The sequence below is a fragment of the Myxococcales bacterium genome (assembly GCA_016703425.1).
Taxonomy (GTDB): Bacteria; Myxococcota_A; Polyangia; order Polyangiales; family Polyangiaceae; genus JADJCA01.
In genome coordinates this window covers 197,489-218,607 of the sequence record JADJCA010000013.1, presented here as the reverse complement: position 1 = coordinate 218,607, position 21,119 = coordinate 197,489, and the positions used below count along the sequence as shown (strand labels likewise).

The following is a 21,119-nucleotide window of genomic DNA, read 5'->3' as shown; positions in this document are numbered from 1 at the left end:
GGTGCGCTCGCCCCCGCGCCCCGACTTGAGCGGGCTCGGGCCTCTCTTTGCCTTCGCCCTTGCGTGGCTGTCCGCGTGCGTCGAACCGCCGCCGCGGCCGCGGCCCGTCGAGGTCCCCATCGGCGAATACGCGGTGGGGACGCTGCGCTTGCCGCCGCCGCGTGGCGCGGGACCTCAGGGGGCCGGGGCGGCGTCGAGCCCCAGCGGCGCGAAGGCGTCGGACCGATCGCCAGACAAGGGCGCCGAGCGCGACCCGACGGCGGCAACCGGTGAGTCGCCGCGCGCGCCCGGTGCCGAGAGCGGCCCTTCGCGCGAACTAGACCTGAAGGGTGGCTTTTTGGGCGCGACCTTCGGCTCGTCGCCGAAGGCACACAGAGGTCTTGTGCAGTTCGAGAAGCGTGGCGAGGCCGTCGTCTACCGCGCCCCCGAACGCAGCTACGGAGGCTACGCCCTTCGCGACGTGACCTACGTGTTCAAGCGAAACCAACTGTCGACGATCTTGTTTGCGGTGAAGTCGCCGAACGACTGCAAGCCGATCCGCGAGACGTTGACGCGCGAGCTTGGTGCGCCCGAGCGCGTGGTCGGGGAGACTTCGCTTTGGCGCGGCGAACGCGTCGGGCTGCGGTTCACGGTCCGTGGCTCCGGCACGTGCTCCGCCGTGGTGCAGAGCAAAGAGCTCGACCGCGCCGAGTGGGACGCGCTCTAGAGCAAGAAACGCAGCCTACCGACGCCGCTCAAAGATCCACATCTCACCGAGCATGTCGTGGTCGCGCGTCGTGAGCTTCTCCATGCCCACCTTCTGGAGGACTCGGATCGACGCCGTGTTCCAAGGAAACGTGGTGGCGCGAACCGCGCGGCACTCGGGCTGCGCCAGTGCCCAGTCAACGGAGGCGAGCACCGCCTCGGTGCCGTACCCGAGTCGTTGCGACTCGTCCTCTACGCCGTAGCCGACCTCCGCGATCCCATCGTCAGCGGGCCGCCCATGAAACACCACGCTCCCCACGATGCGGCGTTGACTTGCGCCATCGAGGATCACGAGCCGATCACCCCACAGGCGCAAATCGGGATCGAGTCGAATCGCCTCAAGCGACGCGCTGAAGGCGCGCTCCACGAGGACCGCGCCGGGCCACGCCTCTGGGAGCGTCGCTTCTGCGATGCGCTCTGCCGTCGCACGATCCCCTCGCAAGACGGCCTCCACCAGCGGCAGCCGAATGGGCTCCAGATGCAGGCGTGTCGTGCGAAGTCTCATCGCGCCCTTGGCAATCACGAGGACGTGGGCGAACCCCAACCCCCAGAGGCAGCGTACCCCGAAGGCGGCGTCGGGCAAGGGCGCCGAAGGCGTCGGCGCATGAACGTGACTCACGCGTGACGAGAGCGCTCCGCAGCTTTTTCCCGCTCACGCTTGCGACTCCGCGAACCGCGATGGGAACTTTGCGATACCCTCCGACCCCTCATGGCTGCCGCACCGCGTCGCGTCATTCTCAAAGCCACGGGGGCCGTCGCCAGGCGGTCGCGGGCCATTGAATGGCTCGCGCAACGCGGTGCGGCACAGGCGATTCGCGTCGTTGGTGGCTCCTTCGACGGGGCGAACGAGGTGTGTCGTGACGCGCTGCGCCGCACCGCTGGCGGTGCGAGCTTTGGGTGGGAGCGCACCACGTTGGCACGGTCCGCGGCCCAGTGGGCGGCGCCGGGGCTCGCCTCCCGCGGCATCGCGCCCGTTGGCCGATTGCCCCTCGAGGCCCTCGCCGCGCGCGTCGTGCACCGGATGGGAGCGCGCGCCGCTCTTGGGCGCTTCAGCGAGATGGTGGACCGGCCCGGCTTCGCGCGCGCCATCGCCCGCTCCTTCGAGGAGTTGCGCATGGGCGGCTTTTCCGCCGGCGACATCGGCGATCCTGATCTCGACGCGCTCCTCGCGGCCTTTGAGGCAGAGCTCACGACGGCGGCCCTCGCCGACCGAGCCCTGGTCTTTGGCGAAGCCGCCCGGGCGGTTCGCGAGGGCGCCGTCGCCGCTGCTCCATTGCTGCTTGTCGACCTTGCTCTGGCTTCGACGTTGGAAGCCAACCTCGTCGCGGCGCTCGCCGGGGCCAGCGATGACGTCTTGGTCACGCTCCCTACCGGTGACACGCGAACGCTCGCCCTCTTGCAGGCAGCCATCGTTGACGCTGTCGTCCAGGACGTCGCGGCCGAAGGCCCTGTTGCTTCCTTGCAGAATGCATTGTTCTCGGAAGCGGCGCGAGAGGCGGCCACAAGTAGCGGCGTCGACATCTTCTCCGCGCCCGGGGAGAGTCGTGAGTGCGTCGAGATCGCTCGCCGTGTGCAGAGCGAAGCCGCCGCGGGAACGCCCTTTGATCGCATCGCTGTCGTGCTCCGCGCACCGACCGCCTACCGGGCCCACCTCGTGGAGGCGTTTCGTCGCGCCGACATTCGCGTTCACTTCTCACGTGGGACTCGCAAGCCCGACCCCGTCGGTCGAGCCTTTCTCTCGCTGCTCGCCTGCGCTGCCGAGGGCCTGTCGGCGCGTCGATTCGCCGAATACCTCTCGCTCGGTGAGGTGCCGCCGCGAACGCCTTCCGGCGGGCCGCCGGACGCCACGGCGCGCAGTCAGGATTATGTGCCCCCCGACGAGGAGCTCGCTCCGACCGTCTTCGACCAGAGCCCCTCGGGCGATGACGTCGAGGAGCCCGACGAAGACAGCGACGACGAGGCCCTCGCTGCGGGGGACGCGAGGGGTGGCACGTTGCGGGCTCCTTATCGCTGGGAGCGTCTGCTCGTCGAAGCAGCCGTCATCGGTGGGCTCGAGCGCTGGCGACGACGCCTCGACGGCTATCGCGCCCAGGTGGCGCTGGAGCTCGCCGATTGCAAAGATCCCGATGACGCGAAGAAGGAACGACTCGTGGCCACGGTCGCTGACGTGGACTCGCTCAAGGCCTACGCGTTGCCGGTGCTGGAGGAGCTGGAGCGGCTTCCGCGTGAGGCCAAATGGGGTGAGTGGGTTGACCGCTTGAGCGAGCTGGCGTCGCGCACGCTTCGACGCCCCGCGCGCGTACTCTCGTTGATGGCCGAGCTCGACCCGATGGGCGAGGTCGGGCCGGTGCGCCTCGACGAGGTGCGGTTGCGGCTCGAGCACCGCCTCGTGGAGTTGCCAGAGCGTCCTCAAACGCGGCGCTTTGGCAAGGTCTTCGTCGGGAGTCCCGATGAAGTTCGCGGTCTCGCCTTCGACGTCGTCTTTGTTCCGGCGCTGGCGGAGCGGCTCTTCCCGCAGAAGATCGTGGAAGATCCGATCCTGTCGGACGCGCGCCGTCGCGCCCTGCCGCAGGGGAGCGCCGAGGATGCGGTACGTCCCATCGCTCGAGCGCTGGCCACAAGCGCCGAGCGCGCCGAGTTGGAACGCCTCGCGCTGCGGCTCGCCGTGGGGGCCGCGACGCGGAAGGTGGTCCTCAGCTACCCGCGCGTGGACCTCGACCAGGCGCGGCCGAGGACGCCGTCGTTCTATGCGCTGGAGGCGCTGCGCGCAGTCGAGGGGAAGCTCCCGAGCTTCACGGAGCTCTCGCGCCGAGCGGAGCAGGTTGGTGGCGCGCGCCTCGGCTGGCCGGCGCCGCCCTCGCCGGAGGACGCCATCGACGAGGCGGAGCACGACCTCGCGCTACTCGAGAAGATCTTCCGCATGCCCGACGCCGAGACCGTGGGCATGGCGCGCTACCTGCTCACGGCGAACCCTCACCTGGGCCGCGCGTTACGCTTTCGCGGCCAACGGTGGGTGCGAAGGTGGAGCGGCGCCGACGGTCTTGTGGAGCCGCGCCCCGAGGCGCGCGCGGCGCTGGCCAAACACGGGTTCGGACAGCGCTCATTTTCACCGACGGCGCTGCAGAACTACGCGGCGTGCCCGTACCGCTTCGTCTTGCAGGCGATCCACCGGCTATCGCCGCGGGAGGAGCCGCTCCCGATCGAAGAGTTGGATCCGCTGCAGCGCGGCTCGCTCCTCCATGACGTGGAGTTCGAGCTCCACACCGAGCTCAGAGCCGCGGGACTCCTCCCGGTGACGCGAGAGCGACTCGACGAGGCCGACGCCCGCCTTCGCCGCGTCGTCGCGGAGGTCTCCGCGCGCTACCGCGAGCAGCTCCTCCCGGCCATCGATCGCGTGTTCGACGACGCCGTTGACTCGCTGACGGCCGACGTGCGCGAAATGTTGCGTCGCGAGGCCGACGACCCGCGGTGGCATCCCACTCACTTCGAGCTCTCCTTCGGCCTGTCGGAGCGAGCCGGAAAGCGCGACGCCGAGAGTGTGGACGCGCCCGCAGCGCTCGACATCGGGCTCCGCTTGCGCGGCTCCATCGACCTTGTGGAGGAGAGCTCGGAGGGCACGTTGCGCGCGACCGACTACAAGACCGGCAAGGTCCGCGCGAAGGAGGGGCAGACGGTGGTGGGCGGCGGCTTGACGCTGCAGCCGGTGCTCTACGCCATGGCCCTCGAGAAGCTCTTCCCGGGCCGGGTCGTTGAAGGCGGGCGCCTCTACTATTCGACGGCGGCAGCGGGCTTCTACCCGGTTTGGGTCCCCCTCGACGAAGGCGCGCGCGAGAGCGCGAAGGCCGTCGTGGACACGGTCGCGAAGGCGATGGAGGACGGCTTCTTCCCGGCCGCACCGGCCAAGGGCGAGTGCACCTATTGCGATTACCGGCTCGTGTGCGGTCCCTACGAAGAGCAGCGCGCTCCGAAGATCAAACACGCCGAACCGCTCCTTCCGCTCAAGGCCTTGCGGGGGCGCCGATGAGCCAGAAGAGTGATGGGACCCGCGTGCTCGCTGACGCGGAGGCGCGAGCGCGGATTGCGAGCGCGCTCGACGAGACGCTCGTTGTTGAAGCGGCGGCGGGGACGGGGAAGACCACGATGCTGGTGGCGCGCATCCTCGCGCTGCTGACGACGGGCACGACGACGCTCGGCCGCGTCGTGGCGGTTACGTTTACCGAAAAGGCCGCCGGCGAGATGAAGCTCCGCCTCCGCGGGGAGATCGAGCGCGCGCGAGAGGGCGCCCCCTCACCCGAGGTCCGCCAGCGCCTTGACGTCGCCCTGGCGGAGCTCGAAACGGCACGTATCGGCACCATCCACGGGTTCTGCTCCGACCTCTTGCGCGAGCGCCCCGTCGAAGCGGGGGTCGACCCGCTCTTCGAAGTGGCCGCCGAGGACGACAAGGACCGGCTCGTCGACGCAGCGTTCGACACGTTCTTCCAGCAAGCGCTGATGGCGCCTCCGCCGGGCGTGGGCCGTGTCCTTCGGCGGAAGGTGAATCGGCGCGACGCCATCGGTCCGAGGGACGAGCTCCGGCGCGCGATGCTCACGCTGCTTGAGAACCGCGACTACGATGCGCCGTGGACGAAGCCCCAGGCTTTTGAGAGGGAGCGGGAGCTTGACGCTCGCTTCCGAGAGCTCAAGGAGCTCGCGGAGCTCGCCCAGGCGACCGACAACCAAGAGAGTTGGCTCACCAAGAGCCTCCTCGAGATTGGGCGCGTCGTCTCCGAGATCGAGCGCCGCGAGCGCATTCGCGGCGATGCTCGCGACTACGACGGGCTTGAAGCCGAGCTTCGCCACCTGGAGAGACAGCGCCTTTGGGGCTGGAAGGGCTCCGGCAAATGGTTCTCGAAGACACTCGAACGAGCCACCGTCATGGCCCGCCGCGATGCCGCCAAGGTCGAGCTGGGCCGCACGCTCGACCTCGCGGAGGCGGAGCTCGCAGCTATGCTTCGCGAAGAGCTTCGTGAAGTGGTCGATGCATACCTGCGCCTGAAGGCGCGCACGGGACGCCTCGACTTTCTCGACCTCTTGCTCGTGACGCGTGACCTCGTGCGTGATCAACGGGAGGTGCGGCGCGAATTGCAGGCGCGCTTCACGCACCTCCTCGTCGACGAGTTTCAGGACACCGATCCGCTTCAGGCGGAGATTCTCTTTCTCCTCGCCGCGAGCGACCCCGACGCCGACTCGCTGGAGAGCGCGCGGCCGCTGCCCGGCAAGCTCTTCTTCGTCGGGGATCCGAAGCAGTCGATTTACCGGTTCCGGCGCGCCGATGTCGCGTTCTACGAGTCGCTCAAGCGCCGACTCGTGAGCGACGGCGCCGCGGTTCTTCACCTCCGGACGAGCTTCCGAAGTTTGCCGGCGATCCAGTCGGCGGTGAACGCGACCTTCGAGCGGCGCATGGTGCCGACGAGCGATGGCTCGCAGGCCGAGTACGTTTCACTCGAACCGTTCCGCGACGACGTGCCGGGGAGGCCCTCCGTTGTGGCGTTGCCGGTCCCGCGCCCCTACGGCGACTACGGGAAGGTCGTCAATTTTCGCATCGACGACTCGTTCCCCGACGCCGTTGCCGCCTTCATCCACTGGCTCACGACCAAGAGCGGATGGACGGTTCGCGATCGGGGCGCCGACGTGCCCATCGAGCCGCGCCACGTTTGCCTCCTCTTCAAGCGCCTCCAGAATGGAGGCGACGACGTCACCCGCTCGTACGTGCGAGCCCTCGAGGCACGCCGCGTCGCCCACGTGCTCCTCGGCGGCCGCTCGTTCCACGCCCGCGAGGAGGTCCTCGCGGTGCGCAACGCGCTCGCCGCCATCGAGTGGCCCGACGACGAGCTCAGCGTGTTCGCGACGCTGCGAGGGCCATTCTGCGCACTCCAAGACGACGCGCTGTTGGCGTTTCGCCACGACCACGGCTCGCTCCACTCCTTCCGCAAGGTGCCAGCCGAGAGCTTGAACGACGTCACGCGGCCCGTGGCCGAAGCGCTCGGGGAGTTGCATCGGCTTCATCGCAAGCGAAACAGGCGGCCCATCGCCGATACGCTCGCCGACTTCCTGGAGCGGACGCGAGCGCACGCGGGCATCGCCAATTGGCCGACGGGAGAGCAAGCGCTCGCCAACGTGCTGCGCGTGCTCGACTTGGCGCGGCGCTTCGAGTCCGCCGGCGCCACGTCTTTTCGCGCTTTCGTCACGAAGCTCATGGATGACGCGGAGCGCGGCGGTTCGGCGGAGGCTCCCGTTGTCGAGGAGGGGACCGAGGGGGTTCGCCTCATGACGGTGCACCGGGCAAAGGGCCTCGAGTTTCCCATTGTGATCCTGTGCGACCCGACGGCGACCGCGATCCAGCGCACGCCGAGCCGATTTGTCGACGCGGGGCGCCGGCTTTGGGCGACCCCGCTGGCGCACTGCGCGCCCTTGGAGCTTGTCTTGGGCCGAGAGGTCGCTCAGCGTCACGACAAGGAGGAGGCGATACGCCTCTTGTACGTCGCCGCCACGCGCGCGAAAGACCTGCTGGTGGTCCCCATTTGCGGCGACAAACACGAGACCGACGACTGGTGGGTCGCGCCGCTCCTCGACGCCGTTTCTCCGCCAGCGGAGTCGCAGCGCCACGCGAGCCCGGCGGAGGGGTGCCCGCCCTTCGGTACCGACAGCGTGCGCGAACGGCCAAACGGTGTCTACGCGCGTGCGGAGGGCTCGGTCATGCCCGGCGAGCACCGGCCGCGCGCCGGCGCTCATCGTGTCGTCGTGTGGGATCCGCACGCGCTCGAACTAGACAAGGAGCAAGATGGCGGTCTTCGGCAACAGCGGATGCTGGCCGCCGATGCGGCCGGCGGCGCCGACGACGCGGGGCAGAGGATGCACGACGCGTGGCAGGCCACCCGCGTCGAGGTCCGCGAACGCGCGCGCCGGCCTTCGTCGGTCGTCGAGACGGCCACGGAGCAAGCGACGCTCCAGAAGGGCGCCGCCGCGCCTCGCCCCGAGGTCTTGCGGACCACGGTGGAGCGAGCCGGACGGCCCGGGGGCAAGCGCTTCGGGATCCTTGTGCACGCGGCGTTGGCGGTGGTGCCGCTCGACGCCGACGACGCCGCCATCGCTCGCGTGACGGCGGTGCAGGGACGCCTCGTGGGCTCGCCGGCCAATGAGGTCGACGCCGCGAAAGCTGCGGTCCGCGCCGCCTTGCAGCACGACATCTTTCAGCGCGCGGGCGAGCTCTGATGTGAGGCGCGAGTGCGCGATCCAACGTGCTGTCGACGACGGCACGATCGTCGAGGGGGTCGTGGACCTGGCCTTCCTCGACGGCGATCAGTGGCTCGTCGTGGACTTCAAGACCGACGCAGAGCTCGGCGAGCGGCTCGACGTCTACGCCACGCAGCTCCACGTGTACACGGAAGCCCTCACGAGGGCGACAGGCGGGAAGGCGAGGGCCGTGTTGCTCTCGGTATGAGGTCCGATTGATGATTCGCGCGCGCCAATCCCCGTGGGTTCTCCTCGCGCTGCTGACCGCTGCGGCGTCGGCGCGCTCGGCGTCGGCGCAGGCGGGAGCGAGCGCACCCAAGGCGGCCCGAGGTCTCTCCCGATACGAGGCGGACACGTTGCAGATGTCACTCGCGAGGCTCGGCGCGGAGGTCGACCCGGCACCGGAGGGCAAGCGCGTCGAGGCCGTCGACGTTGTGACCTTGGAGGTCTTCGACGAACGAGAGGGGTTCCTTCAGATCGCCAACGTCCTTCACGCGACGACGTTGCCTGAGGTGCTTCGTCGCGAGGTCCTGCTCCGAGTGGGCGAGCCCTACGCCCGCGAGCTGGCCGACGAGACGGCCCGCAATTTGCGCGCGTTTCCGCAAAACTCTCTCGTCTTGGTGGTGCCGGTGCGGGGCCGTGCGGCGGGGACGGTTCGCCTCCTCGTCCTCACCAAAGACGTCTGGAGCTTGCGCATGAGCTGGGACGTCAAAGCTTCCGGCGCCGGCCTCGAGCTTCTTCGACTCGAGCCCACGGAGACGAACGTCGCCGGCACGCATCAGAGCGTATCCGGGCGGTTCATCATGCGACCTGAGACGTACACGCTGGGGACGGCGTTTCGAGTGCCCCGTTTGCAAGGCCAACGGCTCTCGTTCGGCGCCGACGCCAACGTCATTCTCTCCGACAAGGGGGAGTCGGAAGGTTCGTACGGCTCGACCTACATCGCGCGACCGCTCACCTCAACGCGCGAGAAGTGGGCGTGGTTCGTCTCGAGCGATTTTAGAAACGAGAGGGTGCGCCGCTACGTCAACGCACGCGTCGCCCTGTTCAACGCGAAGGCGACGCCGGAGAGGGACAACCTCCGCGACGAGTACCATGCGCAGCGCTTCACCGAGACGTTGGCCGTTGTTCGATCCTTCGGTGCCGAGCACAAGCAGGACGTGACCTTCGGCGCTGAGGTCAACGTTCGGAGCTACCACCTGCCCCCCGGGACGCTCGGGCGCTTCGCGCCGGACGTGGTCTCGGAGTACGTGAAGGCGCGCATTCCCGTCGGCGACACGCGCGTCGGGCCTGCACTTCAAGCACGGATCTACACCACGAGGTTCAAGCGCGTCTTGGACTTGGAGACGCTGGGCCTCCAGGAAGACATTCGCCTCGGCTACGACATGACGGCGCGCGTCTATCCAGTCTTTCGCGAGCTTGGGTCTAGCCGCTCGTTCCTTGGAACGCTGGCCACGGCTCAGTACACGTGGGCGCTCGCCGACGGCATCGTGCGCGTCGGTGGCGAGCTGCTCAACGAGGTGGAGGCGGATCAGATCTCTGACGGTGCCGCGAGCGCCGACCTGCGCGTTCATTCGCCTAGCCTCGGCTTTGGCCGGCTGGTCTTCGACGCCGGCGTGTTGGGGCGGTATCGGAACTATCTGAATCGCAAGACGGGGCTTGGCGGCGACAGTCGCCTTCGCGGGTACCCCACGAACTTCTTCGCCGGGAAGGACTACGTCGTCGGCAACCTCGAGTACCGGACGCCCGCCCTCAAGGTGTTCACGGTGCTGCTCGGAGGCGCTCTCTTCTATGACGTTGGGCACGCCTTTGACGGATGGGAGGAGCTCCGGCCGCAACAGTCGGCCGGCACCGGCTTCCGCATCTTGTTTCCTCAGTTCGACAAAGTCGTCTTTCGCGGCGACTTCGCCGTTCCCCTCACGGCGGACTTGCCGGGCGGCGTTGCGCGTCTCGGATCGCGCATCTTCGGTGTGCCAGCACCGACCATCTTCGTCGCTTTCGAGCAGGCCTTCGCGCTCTCGAGCGCTGGCGCACCGGTCTCGGTCAACAACGGCGCCTCGTCGGGCATCCTCGGTCAATAGCCTGCCGAACAGGCTCGTGAGGCGAGGGCCTCCGCTACCGCGGCGCGGGAAACGTCTTCGCAAAGTCGCGAAGCGTCTGGCCTTCGTCGAGCTCGTGGACAAAACCGGTCTTCTCACGGAAGAGCGACGTGTCGACGACGATGGGGAACTTCAAGTGGTCCAACGCGCCTTTCGGAAGGTCGGGCAGGCCGCCTTTGCCAAGCGCGAACGCGAGCACTGATTCGGGGAGCGGTAGCCGCGTGCGTCCCGTCTCGCGCAGCACGACGGAGAACGGCACCGGCTGCGGTCCCGCCACGTTGAAGACGCCGCGCAGCCGCTTCTCAATGGAGAGCGCGATGGCCGAGACGACGTCGTCTTCGTGCATGAACTGAAAGAGCGGGTCGAACCCGAGGACCGCGGGAACCCGTTTGCCACGGAGAAACATGGCGAGGGTCCCGTGCCCCGACGGTCCGAGCGTGTAACAAATGCGCAGGACCGCAGTGGCAAGATCCGGGTACCTCCAGAGCGCGGTCGTCGCGTAGAGATCGGCAGCCACGAGGTCGGCGAGCTCGGGGTGCGCGCCGAGCCCTGAGGGGGGCTCGCTCTCCGTGTGAAAGAGGGGCGCGTCGGGACCGGCGCCGTAATACGTGTGACGCCCCACGAAGATCACGTGCTTGGCGCCGTATTGCGTGCAGTGCTCGAAGACCGCCTGCGTGCCGCCCAGATTGATACGGTATCGCTCGTCGCTCTTGACGACGAAGGCGGTCACCGTCGCCATGTGGACGACGGCGTCGGGCCGAAACTTGCGGAACACCTCTTCGGCCGCGCGCTTCTTGATGTCGACGCGGTGCACGGTGATGTTCGGCGGCGCGGAGGGCCACGGGCGCACGTCGATGCCGGAGACCTCGTGGCCGCCCTCATCGAGCCGCAATGCCAGCTTCTGCCCGACGCCGCCGGAGATCCCACAGATGAGGATCTTCATGACTCTCCCCGCCGCGCACGGCGGCCCTCGGCGAGCAGCTCGGCGATGGTCGCCTTCACCTGGGCCACGTAGCCGGCAACGGTCTCGTCGTCCTCCGTGCCGCTGCCCTCGAAGTGCATCGGCGCGCCGTAGCGAACCTCGAGCTTGATGGGCAGGGGCAAAGGAGCGAGCCACGGCGTGATGGGCACGTAGGGGACGCCGAGGGCGCGTCCCACGCTGTAGAGGTTCGACACGGTGGGCACGGCGTCGCCGCCCCCGAGAAAGCCGAAGGGGATGATGGGGCTCTTCGTCTTGAGCGCCAGGCGCATGAAGCCGGTGCCGAAGTCGACGAGCGAGTAGCGCTCCTTCCACAGCTTCGCGGTGCCCCGCGCTCCCTCGGGGAAGACCAGGAGGAGCCGCTCGTCGGTTAGCAAGCGCTCGGCGTGTTCCGGCAGACCAACGAACTGGCCGCATCGACTCGTCCACAAGGCGGCAAAGGGAATGCGCGCGAGAAACTTCTCGACCATGCCCTGCGCAAGCCGTGGCTGGTCCTTGTCGAAGAAGACGCTCGCGATGACCATCGCGCCGTCGAGCGCCACGCCGCCCGAGTGATTGCCGACAAGCATGGCTCGCCCCCGGTCAGGCACGTGCTCAATGCCGTGCGCGCTTACGGAGAAGTAGTGGCGGTAGAACGGCGCGAGGATGCGGTAGCCGGCGCGGAGGTGCTTCTTCGAGATGCCGTAGGGATCGACGCCGAACTCGTCGAAGGGCAATTCGAGACGGTGCAGTCGCTCCTCGATCGAGCTCGGAAGCGCGGCGCGAGCCAAGGAGGTTGTCATGGGCCAAGGCTACGCCACCTCACGATGAATTTCTGAGTCCACGGGAGCGCCCCCGGCGAAATGAAAAACGCCCCCGGCCGGAGGTCGGGGGCGTCGGTCACGCGCCTACGCGCGGCCCTCGTGAAGAAGGGGCACCTAGACGCGGAACTGCTGCACGGCCTTGTTGAGCTCCGTCGATAGCTCGACGAGGCGTCGCGTTGTGAGGCTCGTCTGTTCGACGCGCTGCACGGCTTGCTTAGACACGGTGGATACGACGTCCATCGTCTTCACGACGTCAGTTGCACCCTTGGCTTGCTGGCGTGCCGTGACGTTGATCTGCGAGATGGCCTCCGAGACCTGCCGCGAGAATCGCGCGAGCTCTTCGAGGGTCTTCATGGCGGCTTCGGCGGACTTCACCTGACCCTCGACGCTGCGTGTCGCGTCGCTCATGGCGCGGACGGTCTGCGAGGTCTCCGTCTGGATCGTCGAAACGACGGTCGTGATCTCGCGGGCGGCGTCGGCGCTTCGTTCGGCGAGGCGGCGGACTTCGTTCGCGACAACGGCGAAGCCGCGACCGTGTTCGCCGGCACGGGAAGCCTCGATGGCGGCGTTGAGAGCCAACCGGTTCGACTGCTCGGCGATGCGCGTGATGGTGTTGACGATGTCGGTGATGGCGTCGGTGCGATCGCCGAGGACCTTGAGCTGCGTCAAGGTTTCGCCGGCGGTCTTCTGGACGCCGCGCATGCCGTCGACGACGCGGAGCACTTCGTCGCGGCTCGAGGCCGCTTGCTTGAGCGAGCTCTGCGCGGCGTCGAGCGTGACCTCGGCGGTTGAAGCGGCGCGCGAGATGGCCGTCGACATGTCCTGGATCGACGTCGTCGCGGAGACGATGTTGTCGAGCTGCTTCGTCGAGCCGCTCGTGAGGGCGTCGGAGTTTTGCTGAATTTCACGCGCTTCGAGGAAGACGCGGCCTGCGGCCTCGGTGATCTTCTGCACGAGACCGGACACGCTCTCGAACATCGCGTTGATGGCGTCCGCGACGTTTCCGAGGGCACCGACCGTCACGGGCACTTTGCGCGAGAGGTTGCCGTCGGCGGCGATGGCGACGATCTCGAGCATCACGAGGATGTTCTTCTGGAGCTCGTCATTGTCTAGCGCGACCTGCCCGCGAAGTTCGCGGGCCTCGATGAGCGCCGCGTTGATCTGGTTGTACGAACGCGCGATCTCCGCGAGCTCGTCGCGGGTGGCGAGCTGGAAGTTTTCGGACGTTCCGCTGAGCATGCGCTGGGTGGCGTTCCGGAGCGCGTCGATGGAGCGTCTCACAGAGGCGTAGAAGCCCAGGAACAAGAAGACGAGGATGAGGACCGTCACGAGGCTGACGACCGTTGCGACGAGCTTCATGCCTTGCGCCGATGAGAGTCGCGCGGAGATGCTCGAATTGAGCTCCTTGCCGGCAGCATCCCAGTAGCCATGCGTCGCTTTGAGGATGGCCGTGGCCTCGGTGATGAAGGCCTTCGCTTCCGCCTTCTCGAGCTTCTCCACGTTGCCCGTGAAGAAGCGGCGCCTCAAGGCGGTTCCAAAGGTCTTGCTCGCCTCGTCGGCCTTCTTGGCCTGCTCGCCGGCCGACTCCTTCTTCTCCTTCTTGTCCTTATCGGCCAGCTCCGTGGCTCGGATGCTCAGCTTCTTCGTCTCCTCGGCCATGTTGCCGAGGCGGGCCGACAGGCCCGTGAGCTCGAAGTTGCGCTCGGCCTGGTTCGTCGTATCGGGGGCGGTCGTCACGCCGACCTGAACCGTTCGCGCGATGGTCTCCATGCGAAACGCGTTTCCGGTCAGGAAGTCGGCGATCAGTCGCGAAGACTCGCGGTCGGGATCGAGCGGCAAGTTTGAGTTGGCGGCCGCGTACGCTTGGATGAGCTCGAGGAGGGACCCGGTGACGCGCGAGTGGCTTCGGTCGGCGTCGGTCACGGTCTTATAAGACTGTCCCTTCAGCTTGTCCCAGTCGGCCCGGATGGCCTTCCAGCGCTCGGTCGTTTCGAGCGCTTCGCCGAAGTCGTTGTCCACCTTGGTGACCTTCTCGGCGGCCGCGTCTGCGTCTTTGGTCGCCGCGGCGACCTCGGTCTTGTACGAGCTGTCCTCAAGGCCGACCTCCGCGAGCGCCAGCACGCGACGCCTTTGGACTTGATGGTAGAAGTCCTTGACGGCGCCAATGTACTCGACGCCGTGGAGCTCTCTCTCGGCGACGTCGATGCGCTCGCTCGTGGCGCCGCTCTGCAAGTAGAGCAGCGCGAAGAACGGCACGGCGACAATGACGCCGATGACGATGAACTTCGTTCCGTATCGGAGGCGGTCCATCAAAGCGGCGGACAGGAAGACCGCTCTCTGAAGGAACTCCGTTGCCTTGACCGGCGCCGACTGACTCATGAACTCACCCGTTCTTGGGTTCTACGTTGCGTGGGGACGATAGGGAGGAGGGAGGGGAGGGCCGACGCGTGGTCGGCCCTCTTCCGGCTCAGTCTCGGGGTCTTCAGATCGAGAGCTTCTGGCCCTTCGCGTCGACGAGCATCGCGTCGTTGACGTACGCGATGTTGTCGGAGCGCATGAACTCGAGTTGCGACTTGAACGCCTGCGTGGCGAGCGGATCCTTCTTGGCCCACTCGAACCAGAGGGGAACGGCGATCTTGCGGAACTTGCTTACGTCGACCTCCGTAAGACGGATGATCTCGACGCCCTTCTCGCGGAACTTGCCCCACGCCTTCACGTTCTCCCGTTGGATGTACGCGTAGTGGTCCCACGAGTACTTGCGCACCGCCGCCGTGAAGACCTGCTGAAGGGTGGGCGAGAGCTCCTTCCACTTCTTCAGGTTGACGGTGATCTCCATCAAGTCGCAGGGCTGATGGATGCAGGGGGTCGAGGTCGGCCCCATGATGATGTACTTGGCTGCTTCCCAGAAGCCGAGGTTGAAGTTGACGGCCGGACCGGTGAAGTCGGCGCCTTCGATCTGGCCTTCCTTCAGCGCGCCCAGCACTTTGCCACCAGGGAAGTTCTGAACTTCAACGCCGGCGGCCTTGAAGATGTCTCCGATCATGCCGCCGGGGAAGCGAATCTTCTTCTTCTTGAAGTCCTCGAAGGACTTGATGGGGACCTTCGAGTGGATCAGGTTCAGGTCGTGCTGAACCGGTCCGACGAAGTACATGTTGTTGGATTCGTACGCCTTGCGAGCGATGTCGAGGCCGCCGAGTTCGTAGTACCAAGTCTCCCACTGGTCGGGGCGGTCTAGCCCGAGCGGATAGCTCGAGAGGAACGCTCCCACGGGCTGGTCTTTGGTCCAATAGATCGGGAACGCGTTCATCGCGTCGAGGTCGCCGTTCTTAACGGCCGCGAACATCTCCGGCGTCTTCGTCACCGCGTTGTTCGGTTGCGGATCGATCTCGAGCTTGCCACCGGTGAGGTCGGAGATGCTTCGAGCAAACTTCTCGAAGACGGCGAAGCCGACGGTGCCGGCGTCCCAGGCCGTCTGCATCTTCCAGGTGATCTTCGTGCTCGCCGGCGGGCCGGCGTCCACCTCGGCGGTCTTCGTCGTCTCCTCAGACGAGGAGGACTTCTTCTTCTTATCGTCGCAACCGGCCAGAGCGCCGGACAGTGCGGCGACGCTGGCAATTCCAGCGCCCTTCAGAAAGGCGCGGCGATTGCCTGCGGTGTCGGTCGGTTCTTTCGCGTTCTCATCGCTCATCGGAGAGTCCTCCTCAGCGCGCGCTTCCCCCCTCTGGGAACGGCACGCGACGTGGTGCGGGGCACAAGACAGCGCGCCTAAACTACTCGTTCTTTTCTTTTCGGAGAAGCTTTGAACCTGCGGCCTTGCGAAGCGGTGTTTGTGCGCGAACGTAGGTTCGCTCTTAGCGATGGGCTTCGGGAAGCGCGGCTCGGTCAGGACGTCAACACGAGGCCGACGGGCAGGTCCTCGCCCAACATCGCGCGCCGGTCGTCGTCGGTGGGGAGCACGACTTCGCGGAGCGCGCGGCCCCATTCGGCCTTGTCCGGCAGCGCTTCGAGGCGCTTCGCGGCCTCGAGTCGGACGCGCGGCGCGAGGTCGCGCGCGCGATCGCCGGTGAAGCGACCCAAGTCCAGCGCCGCGCGCGCCGCCGTCGCAACGGACTCCCACTTTTCTCGAAGGAGATGGTCGAGGAAGCGCTCCGCCGCAGGAATCGAGATCACGTGGTGGAGGCTCGCGTAGGCAGGGACGCGGGCATCCACGCGCCCGAGGGCGGCCCAGAGGCGGGGATCGCGCTCGGTCCAAGTGCGCTCAACGATCCACGCGCCGAGCTCGGCGCGTCGGGCCGCGGGCACCCGCTCCAGCGCGGCGGCGAGCTCCAGCATGTCGAGATCGCCCTCCAGCTTGGGCTTCTTCGGCTTCTTCAGACCCGCCTCGGGCGGCGCCAAAAACGGGTCGAGAAAGTCACGAATCGCCGTCTGGGTGGGCTCCGCGAGCCCGCCCGCCACGCGTCGCCAGGCGATGAAGAATTGTTGAAACGCGCGCGGCTCATCGGGAAACGCGAGTCGCGCAGGAAACAGCGACGCTAGCTCGGTCACGCGCTGGTCGTCGCCGGGAGCTCCGAACCCTGGCCTCAGACAATAGCCGGCGAGCATCCAGAAGACCCGTTCGTGGTCCGGTGAACGGCGACGCGCGCCGGCGCGGGCTCCCATGGCGAGAGCGTCGAAGACGGCGCGCGCCCGCTCCATGGTCCACGCGGAGCGCTCGCCCAGGATTCGTTCGAGCTCGCGGACCAGGTCCTTGGCTTCGCGGCCGCGGCCGCCGCCGCCGGCTGCGTCGCCGCGCGGCTTGCCAAAGGCGCGATCAATGGCGTCCTCGGCCTCGTCGAGGCGCGCGTCGCTCTTCTCGCTCGCGTGTCCTCGTGGCGGCAGCGAGCGCGGCGACAGCGAACTCTTTGGCACAAAGGACGCGGGCGCCGGGAGGGACACCTGCGTGTCGCTGCCTCCGCCGTCGTCGGCGAAGCGCAGCTCAAAGGCGAGGCGGAAGCGGCGCGGCTCTTCGTCGACGCCCTCGGCGAGCTCGAGGCACGACAGCTCGAGCGTTCCAACGGCGGTGAGAACGGCCTCGAGGGTGATGGCGACGGTCTCCTCCCTCGCGGCCTTTCGCTTGCTCCGCGGCCCGGCGTTCTCCTCGGAAGGAAAGGTTACCAAGAGCGGCGGGACACGCTCGTATGAACCGCTGCGTAGGTCGACGAGGTCGCCTGCCTCCTCCTGCGGGGCGTCATCGGACGTGTAGAGGTCGAACCTTACCGGTCGGCCGACGACGAGGGTCAATCCGGCCGCGTGCGCGCGGAGCCGAGCTCCCTCGCTGGCGCCGCGAGGGACGACGCACATGGCGCGCGGCGCGTGGCCTTCGGACCGAAGCCCAACGTAATACGCCCGTGGCGCGCCGGCGGTGATCTTGAGCGCCTCGCCGCGGAGCGCGAGTCCGTAGTGGACCGCGCCCCGCGCCACGGCGAGATCGGGATCGCCGTGAGGCAACACGGTGAGCGACCTCGCGCCCCGGTTCGACAACACCTGCGCCATGCGCTCGCGGATGCGCGCGGCGTTGAACACGCCGCCGTTGAGGAGCACCGCGTCGACGCTGCGGCCCTCCGGCAGGTGGCGCAAGTGTCGCAAGAGGAAGTCGGCGACGTGCCTCGTGATGGCGACGTCACGCTCGTAGGGCAACCCCAAGCTAACGAGGCCTGCGGTGTTTCGCGCGGGGCGCTCGGCGTCCGCAACAAATGGAAAAAAACCCTCGAGGACGAGCGTGGTGGCCTCCGCTTGGGAGAGCTCCGTTCGCAGCGTTCTGCCGACAAGGGCCGAGCCCTTGCTCGCCACGACGATGGGCACAGCGTTCGGCGCATCGTTCGCGAGCAGCCGTTCCTTGGCCGAGCGACACGCCGCCGTGAGCTGCGCGAAGCGAGCCGCGTCGAGGCGCTCGCCGCCGGTAAGCTTCGACTCTGCGGCGTGGGCCAACGCGAGATCCATGTTGTCGCCACCGAGGAGCAAGTGCCGTCCGACGGCGATGCGCTCGGCTGCCAGCGCCTCGTTGGTCCGCGCCGTAACGCGAAGGAGCGAGAGGTCTGTGGTCCCGCCACCCACGTCGACGACGAGCACGAACGCCTCGCCGCCGGTGTTCGCTGCGAGCGCTCGCATCGCCTCTTGGGTGGCGCCGCTGAGGTAGTCGTAGAAGGCCGCGAGCGGCTCCTCGAGCAGCCTCACCTCGAGGCCTGCGAGCTCTGCGGCACGCACCGTCAGCTCGCGCGCCGCTTCGTCGAAGGATGCGGGAACGGTGAGGACGACGTCGGCTTCGAAGAGCGGCGTATCGGGGTGCGCGGCGTCCCACGCGCGGCGCACGTGCGCCAGGAGTCGCGCGCTCGCCTCGAGCGGCGAGAGCGTAGGCACCCCGTCGGCGTCGTCGGTGCCCCACGGCAAGATGGGCGCCGTACGATCGACGCCCGTGTGGCAAAGCCAGCTCTTGGCCGAGGTGATCACGCGCCCCGGCACCTCGGCGGCGCGCCGCTTCGCGAAGTCACCGGTAACGAACGGCGCATCTCCGAACACGTTGGGCGTTGAATCGAGCTCCGCCGCCGGCGGCGCATAGAGGAACGACGGGTAGAGCGGGCGCGGCTCCGTGTGCGCCGCGTCGACGAGCTGAGGCACGAGGAAGATCTGAGGCCTCGTCGTCGCGTCACCGAAAGCTACGACGGTGTGCGTCGTGCCGAGATCGATGCCGACAATCGGTCGCGCGGTCATCGTTACTGGTCGGTGGCGTTGTTTCGGAGCGAAAGCTCGACCTTGAATCGCTCGTCGGCTTGCAGCGCCTTCGTGGGGACCGCTTCGAGCTCAAGGGTTCCGATCTCGGTCACATGGGAGCGGAGCCGAACCTCCACGACCTCTCCGGCGTGGCGCCCTTTCGCAGGCAAGGTGACGGCAACGGCGGGCAGCTCCTCAAGCTCCTCGGGCCTGATGCGCTCGAGGGTCGTGCCTGCCACGTCGGCGCGGCGCGTGGATGAACCGAAGAAGCGAAACTGCACGGGCTCGCCGACGACGGCGCCCAATTCATGCGCCGGTAGCTCCACGACGGTGCCCTCCTCCATGCCGAAGGGCGCGACGCATAGTGCGGTCATCGGTGGCGGCAGGCCGGGGACTGCCGGGACCGAGCTCTCGATGCCGACGTAGTACGCGCGGGCCGTGCCACCGCGAATGCGGAGGCCCCGACCGCGCTTGGCGAGCCCGAAGGCCGCCGCTCCGCGCGCGACGGCCAAGTCCAGGTCGGCGCCCTCGAGAATGCGGACCGGCGGAGCGCCCGCTTCCGCGAGCCAACCGTTGAGCGTCGTGACGAGGCGCTCTCGCAGCGCGGCGGCCTTCATGACGCCGCCGTTGAAGAGGAGCGCCGTAGGGCGAAGCATCCGCGCGCCGCCCTTTGCGTTGCTTTCCACGGCGTCGAGCTGGCGGGCCAAGAACGCCGCCATGTGCTTCGTGATCGCCGCATCGGAAGCGTAGGGCAAGCCCATCTGCGTGAGCGCCGTTCGCGCTCGAGCCGCGGGCCGAGCGTCGGCCGCAACGGAGGGAAAGAAGCCTTCGACGACGAGCTTCATCACCTCCTCGCGCGTCACCTCCTCCTTGAGACCACCGCCGAGCAGCTTCGAGCCGCGCGACGCGACGGCGATGGGGACCTTGTTCACCTTGCCGTCCACGAAGAGGCGCTCCTTGGCGGCGCGGCACGCGTGGGTGAGGCTCGCGAACTGGATCTTGTCGACCTCTTTGCCGCTCTCCTCGAGGCGCCTGCCGACGAGGTGCGCGAGCGCCAGGTCCATGTTGTCGCCGCCCAAGAGGATGTGATCGCCCACGGCGACGCGGTGCATCTCCAAGGAGCCGTCCTTGTCGCTGGCGACGATGGCGGAGAAGTCCGTTGTGCCGCCGCCGACGTCGACGACGAGGATGACGTCGCCGACCTTTACGTTCTTCCTCCACCCGTCGCCGCTCTTGGCGATCCACGAATAGAGCGCCGCCTGCGGCTCTTCGAGCAGCGTCAGGTTTTCGAGGCCCGCGGCCATGGCCGCCTCGGCGGTGAGCTCCCGCGCCGCCGCGTCGAAAGACGCCGGCACCGTGAGCACCACCTCTTGTTCGACGAGCGGCGCATCGGGATGCGCTTGATCCCAGCACTCGGTCACGTGTTCGAGGAGCCGGAAGGACGCCTCGACCGGTGAGATTTTCTCCACGTCGTCGGGGGCCGCGGCGGGGAGGATCGGACCGCGGCGGTCGACGGTGGGGTGGCACAGCCAGCTCTTGGCGCTCGAGACCACCCGCGTGGGCGCCTCAATGGCGCGCGCTCGTGCGTATTCGCCAACGGCGAAGCGGCGGTCTTCGTTCCACGGAAGCTTCATCGCCCCTTCGCTCTCGTGCGCGAAGTAGAGGAACGACGGCAAGAGGGGACGCGCGTCGACGCTGCTTGTGCTCACGAGCTGGGGCAGCGAGAGCACCTCGACTTCAGGCTTCTCTTCGTCGAGGCGCGCCGAGGCGATGGCCGTGTGCGTAGTGCCGAGGTCGATACCGACGACGTACTTGGCGGTCATAGCTCGATCTCCGCCGGCGCGAGCACGCGCGCGTCGTGGCCCGCGACCAGCTCGGGCAGGGAAATGGTCGTCGCCCGCCACCCCTTGTGGCGCAGCGTGCCCTTGAAGGGTGCCTCGCCGTGGACGTTGCCCGTGAGCTTGACGACCTTCGCGTCGAAGCCGGCCTCGAGGATGATCTTCGCTCCCTCCTCCTCGCTGCGGAGCGCTTCGACGGTGACGTGGCCCGAGAGCGCCTTCTTGCATCCCTCGTGGACGACGCGCGCGGCAGCGCCGACGTCGGCGTCGGAGAAGGAAACGATGTCCTGCTGCAAAAAGTCCACGAGTCGTCCGTCTCGCTGGAGCAGCGCCAAGAGTTGCAGGGCGCCGTCTCGGGTCGCGTCACCGCTTGCGTCGGAACGGGGCGCCGCACTGATGCTGCGGGCCCGCGCCGCGGAACGCTCGACGCGGGTTTCCGGTGGCTCGGCCGGGTCTTCCTTTACGAAGGCCGGCGCCGGAGCCTCGAGGGCTTTGGCGCGGGCGGCGAAGGTGCCGTCGAAGAGGACCTTGAAGAAACAGGCCCAGGCGTAGAAAAAGCGGGCTCCGAAGGAGAGCGGGGCGGGGTCGGACACGCCGCGACGTTACCTCCCGCGGCGGGCCTTTGCCATAGCGGACC

General features: G+C 67.8%; 11 protein-coding genes and 1 pseudogene. 4 read left to right on the top strand and 8 right to left on the bottom strand.

Annotation, left to right across the window (positions count from 1 at the left end; all coding sequences use genetic code 11):
* The first annotated feature begins 1 nt into the window (after nucleotide 1).
* Nucleotides 2–706: a hypothetical protein gene (locus IPG50_25825; protein ID MBK6695601.1), complete on the top strand. Its 705-nt coding sequence runs from the start codon at nucleotides 2–4 to the stop codon at nucleotides 704–706.
* Nucleotides 707–721: 15 nt separating this feature from the next.
* Here the strand turns inward: IPG50_25825 and IPG50_25820 are convergent, their stop codons facing one another.
* Nucleotides 722–1,249, bottom strand: a complete 528-nt coding sequence (locus IPG50_25820; GenBank protein MBK6695600.1) for a GNAT family N-acetyltransferase — start codon at nucleotides 1,247–1,249, stop codon at nucleotides 722–724.
* Nucleotides 1,250–1,453: 204 nt separating this feature from the next.
* Between IPG50_25820 and IPG50_25815 the strand changes: the two genes are divergently transcribed.
* The 3 genes and pseudogenes from IPG50_25815 (at nucleotide 1,454) to IPG50_25805 (ending at nucleotide 10,097) form a co-directional block, all read left to right on the top strand.
* Nucleotides 1,454–4,768 carry a PD-(D/E)XK nuclease family protein gene (locus tag IPG50_25815; GenBank protein MBK6695599.1) on the top strand — a complete coding sequence of 1,105 codons (3,315 nt, stop codon included), beginning with the start codon at nucleotides 1,454–1,456 and terminating at the stop codon, nucleotides 4,766–4,768.
* A pseudogene (locus IPG50_25810) lies at nucleotides 4,765–8,224 on the top strand (UvrD-helicase domain-containing protein). The gene IPG50_25815 and the pseudogene IPG50_25810 overlap by 4 nt, the downstream one beginning before the upstream one ends.
* Nucleotides 8,225–8,234: 10 nt before the next feature.
* Nucleotides 8,235–10,097: a BamA/TamA family outer membrane protein gene (locus tag IPG50_25805; protein MBK6695598.1), complete on the top strand. Its 1,863-nt coding sequence runs from the start codon at nucleotides 8,235–8,237 to the stop codon at nucleotides 10,095–10,097.
* A gap of 34 nt (nucleotides 10,098–10,131) precedes the next feature.
* On the opposite strand, the gene IPG50_25800 is transcribed toward IPG50_25805, so the two are convergent.
* The 7 genes from IPG50_25800 to IPG50_25770 form a co-directional block, all read right to left on the bottom strand.
* Nucleotides 10,132–11,058, bottom strand: a complete 927-nt coding sequence (locus IPG50_25800; GenBank protein ID MBK6695597.1) for an SDR family oxidoreductase — start codon at nucleotides 11,056–11,058, stop codon at nucleotides 10,132–10,134.
* The gene (locus tag IPG50_25795) at nucleotides 11,055–11,876 is read right to left on the bottom strand and encodes an acyltransferase family protein (protein ID MBK6695596.1); all 822 of its coding nucleotides are present in this window, start codon (nucleotides 11,874–11,876) and stop codon (nucleotides 11,055–11,057) included. The genes IPG50_25800 and IPG50_25795 overlap by 4 nt, the downstream gene beginning before the upstream one ends.
* A gap of 135 nt (nucleotides 11,877–12,011) precedes the next feature.
* Entirely contained in the window at nucleotides 12,012–14,276 is a 2,265-nt protein-coding gene (locus IPG50_25790) for a methyl-accepting chemotaxis protein (protein ID MBK6695595.1), read from the bottom strand.
* A gap of 103 nt (nucleotides 14,277–14,379) precedes the next feature.
* A complete protein-coding gene (dctP, locus tag IPG50_25785) occupies nucleotides 14,380–15,375 on the bottom strand; it encodes a TRAP transporter substrate-binding protein DctP (protein MBK6695594.1) in 996 nt (331 codons plus the stop codon).
* Nucleotides 15,376–15,779: 404 nt separating this feature from the next.
* A complete protein-coding gene (locus tag IPG50_25780) occupies nucleotides 15,780–18,644 on the bottom strand; it encodes an Hsp70 family protein (protein MBK6695593.1) in 2,865 nt (954 codons plus the stop codon).
* Nucleotides 18,645–18,646: 2 nt separating this feature from the next.
* A complete protein-coding gene (locus IPG50_25775) occupies nucleotides 18,647–20,467 on the bottom strand; it encodes an Hsp70 family protein (protein ID MBK6695592.1) in 1,821 nt (606 codons plus the stop codon).
* Nucleotides 20,464–21,075 carry a DUF2760 domain-containing protein gene (locus IPG50_25770; GenBank protein ID MBK6695591.1) on the bottom strand — a complete coding sequence of 204 codons (612 nt, stop codon included), beginning with the start codon at nucleotides 21,073–21,075 and terminating at the stop codon, nucleotides 20,464–20,466. Before IPG50_25770 ends, IPG50_25775 begins: the two co-directional genes overlap by 4 nt.
* Between the last annotated feature and the right edge of the window lie 44 nt (nucleotides 21,076–21,119).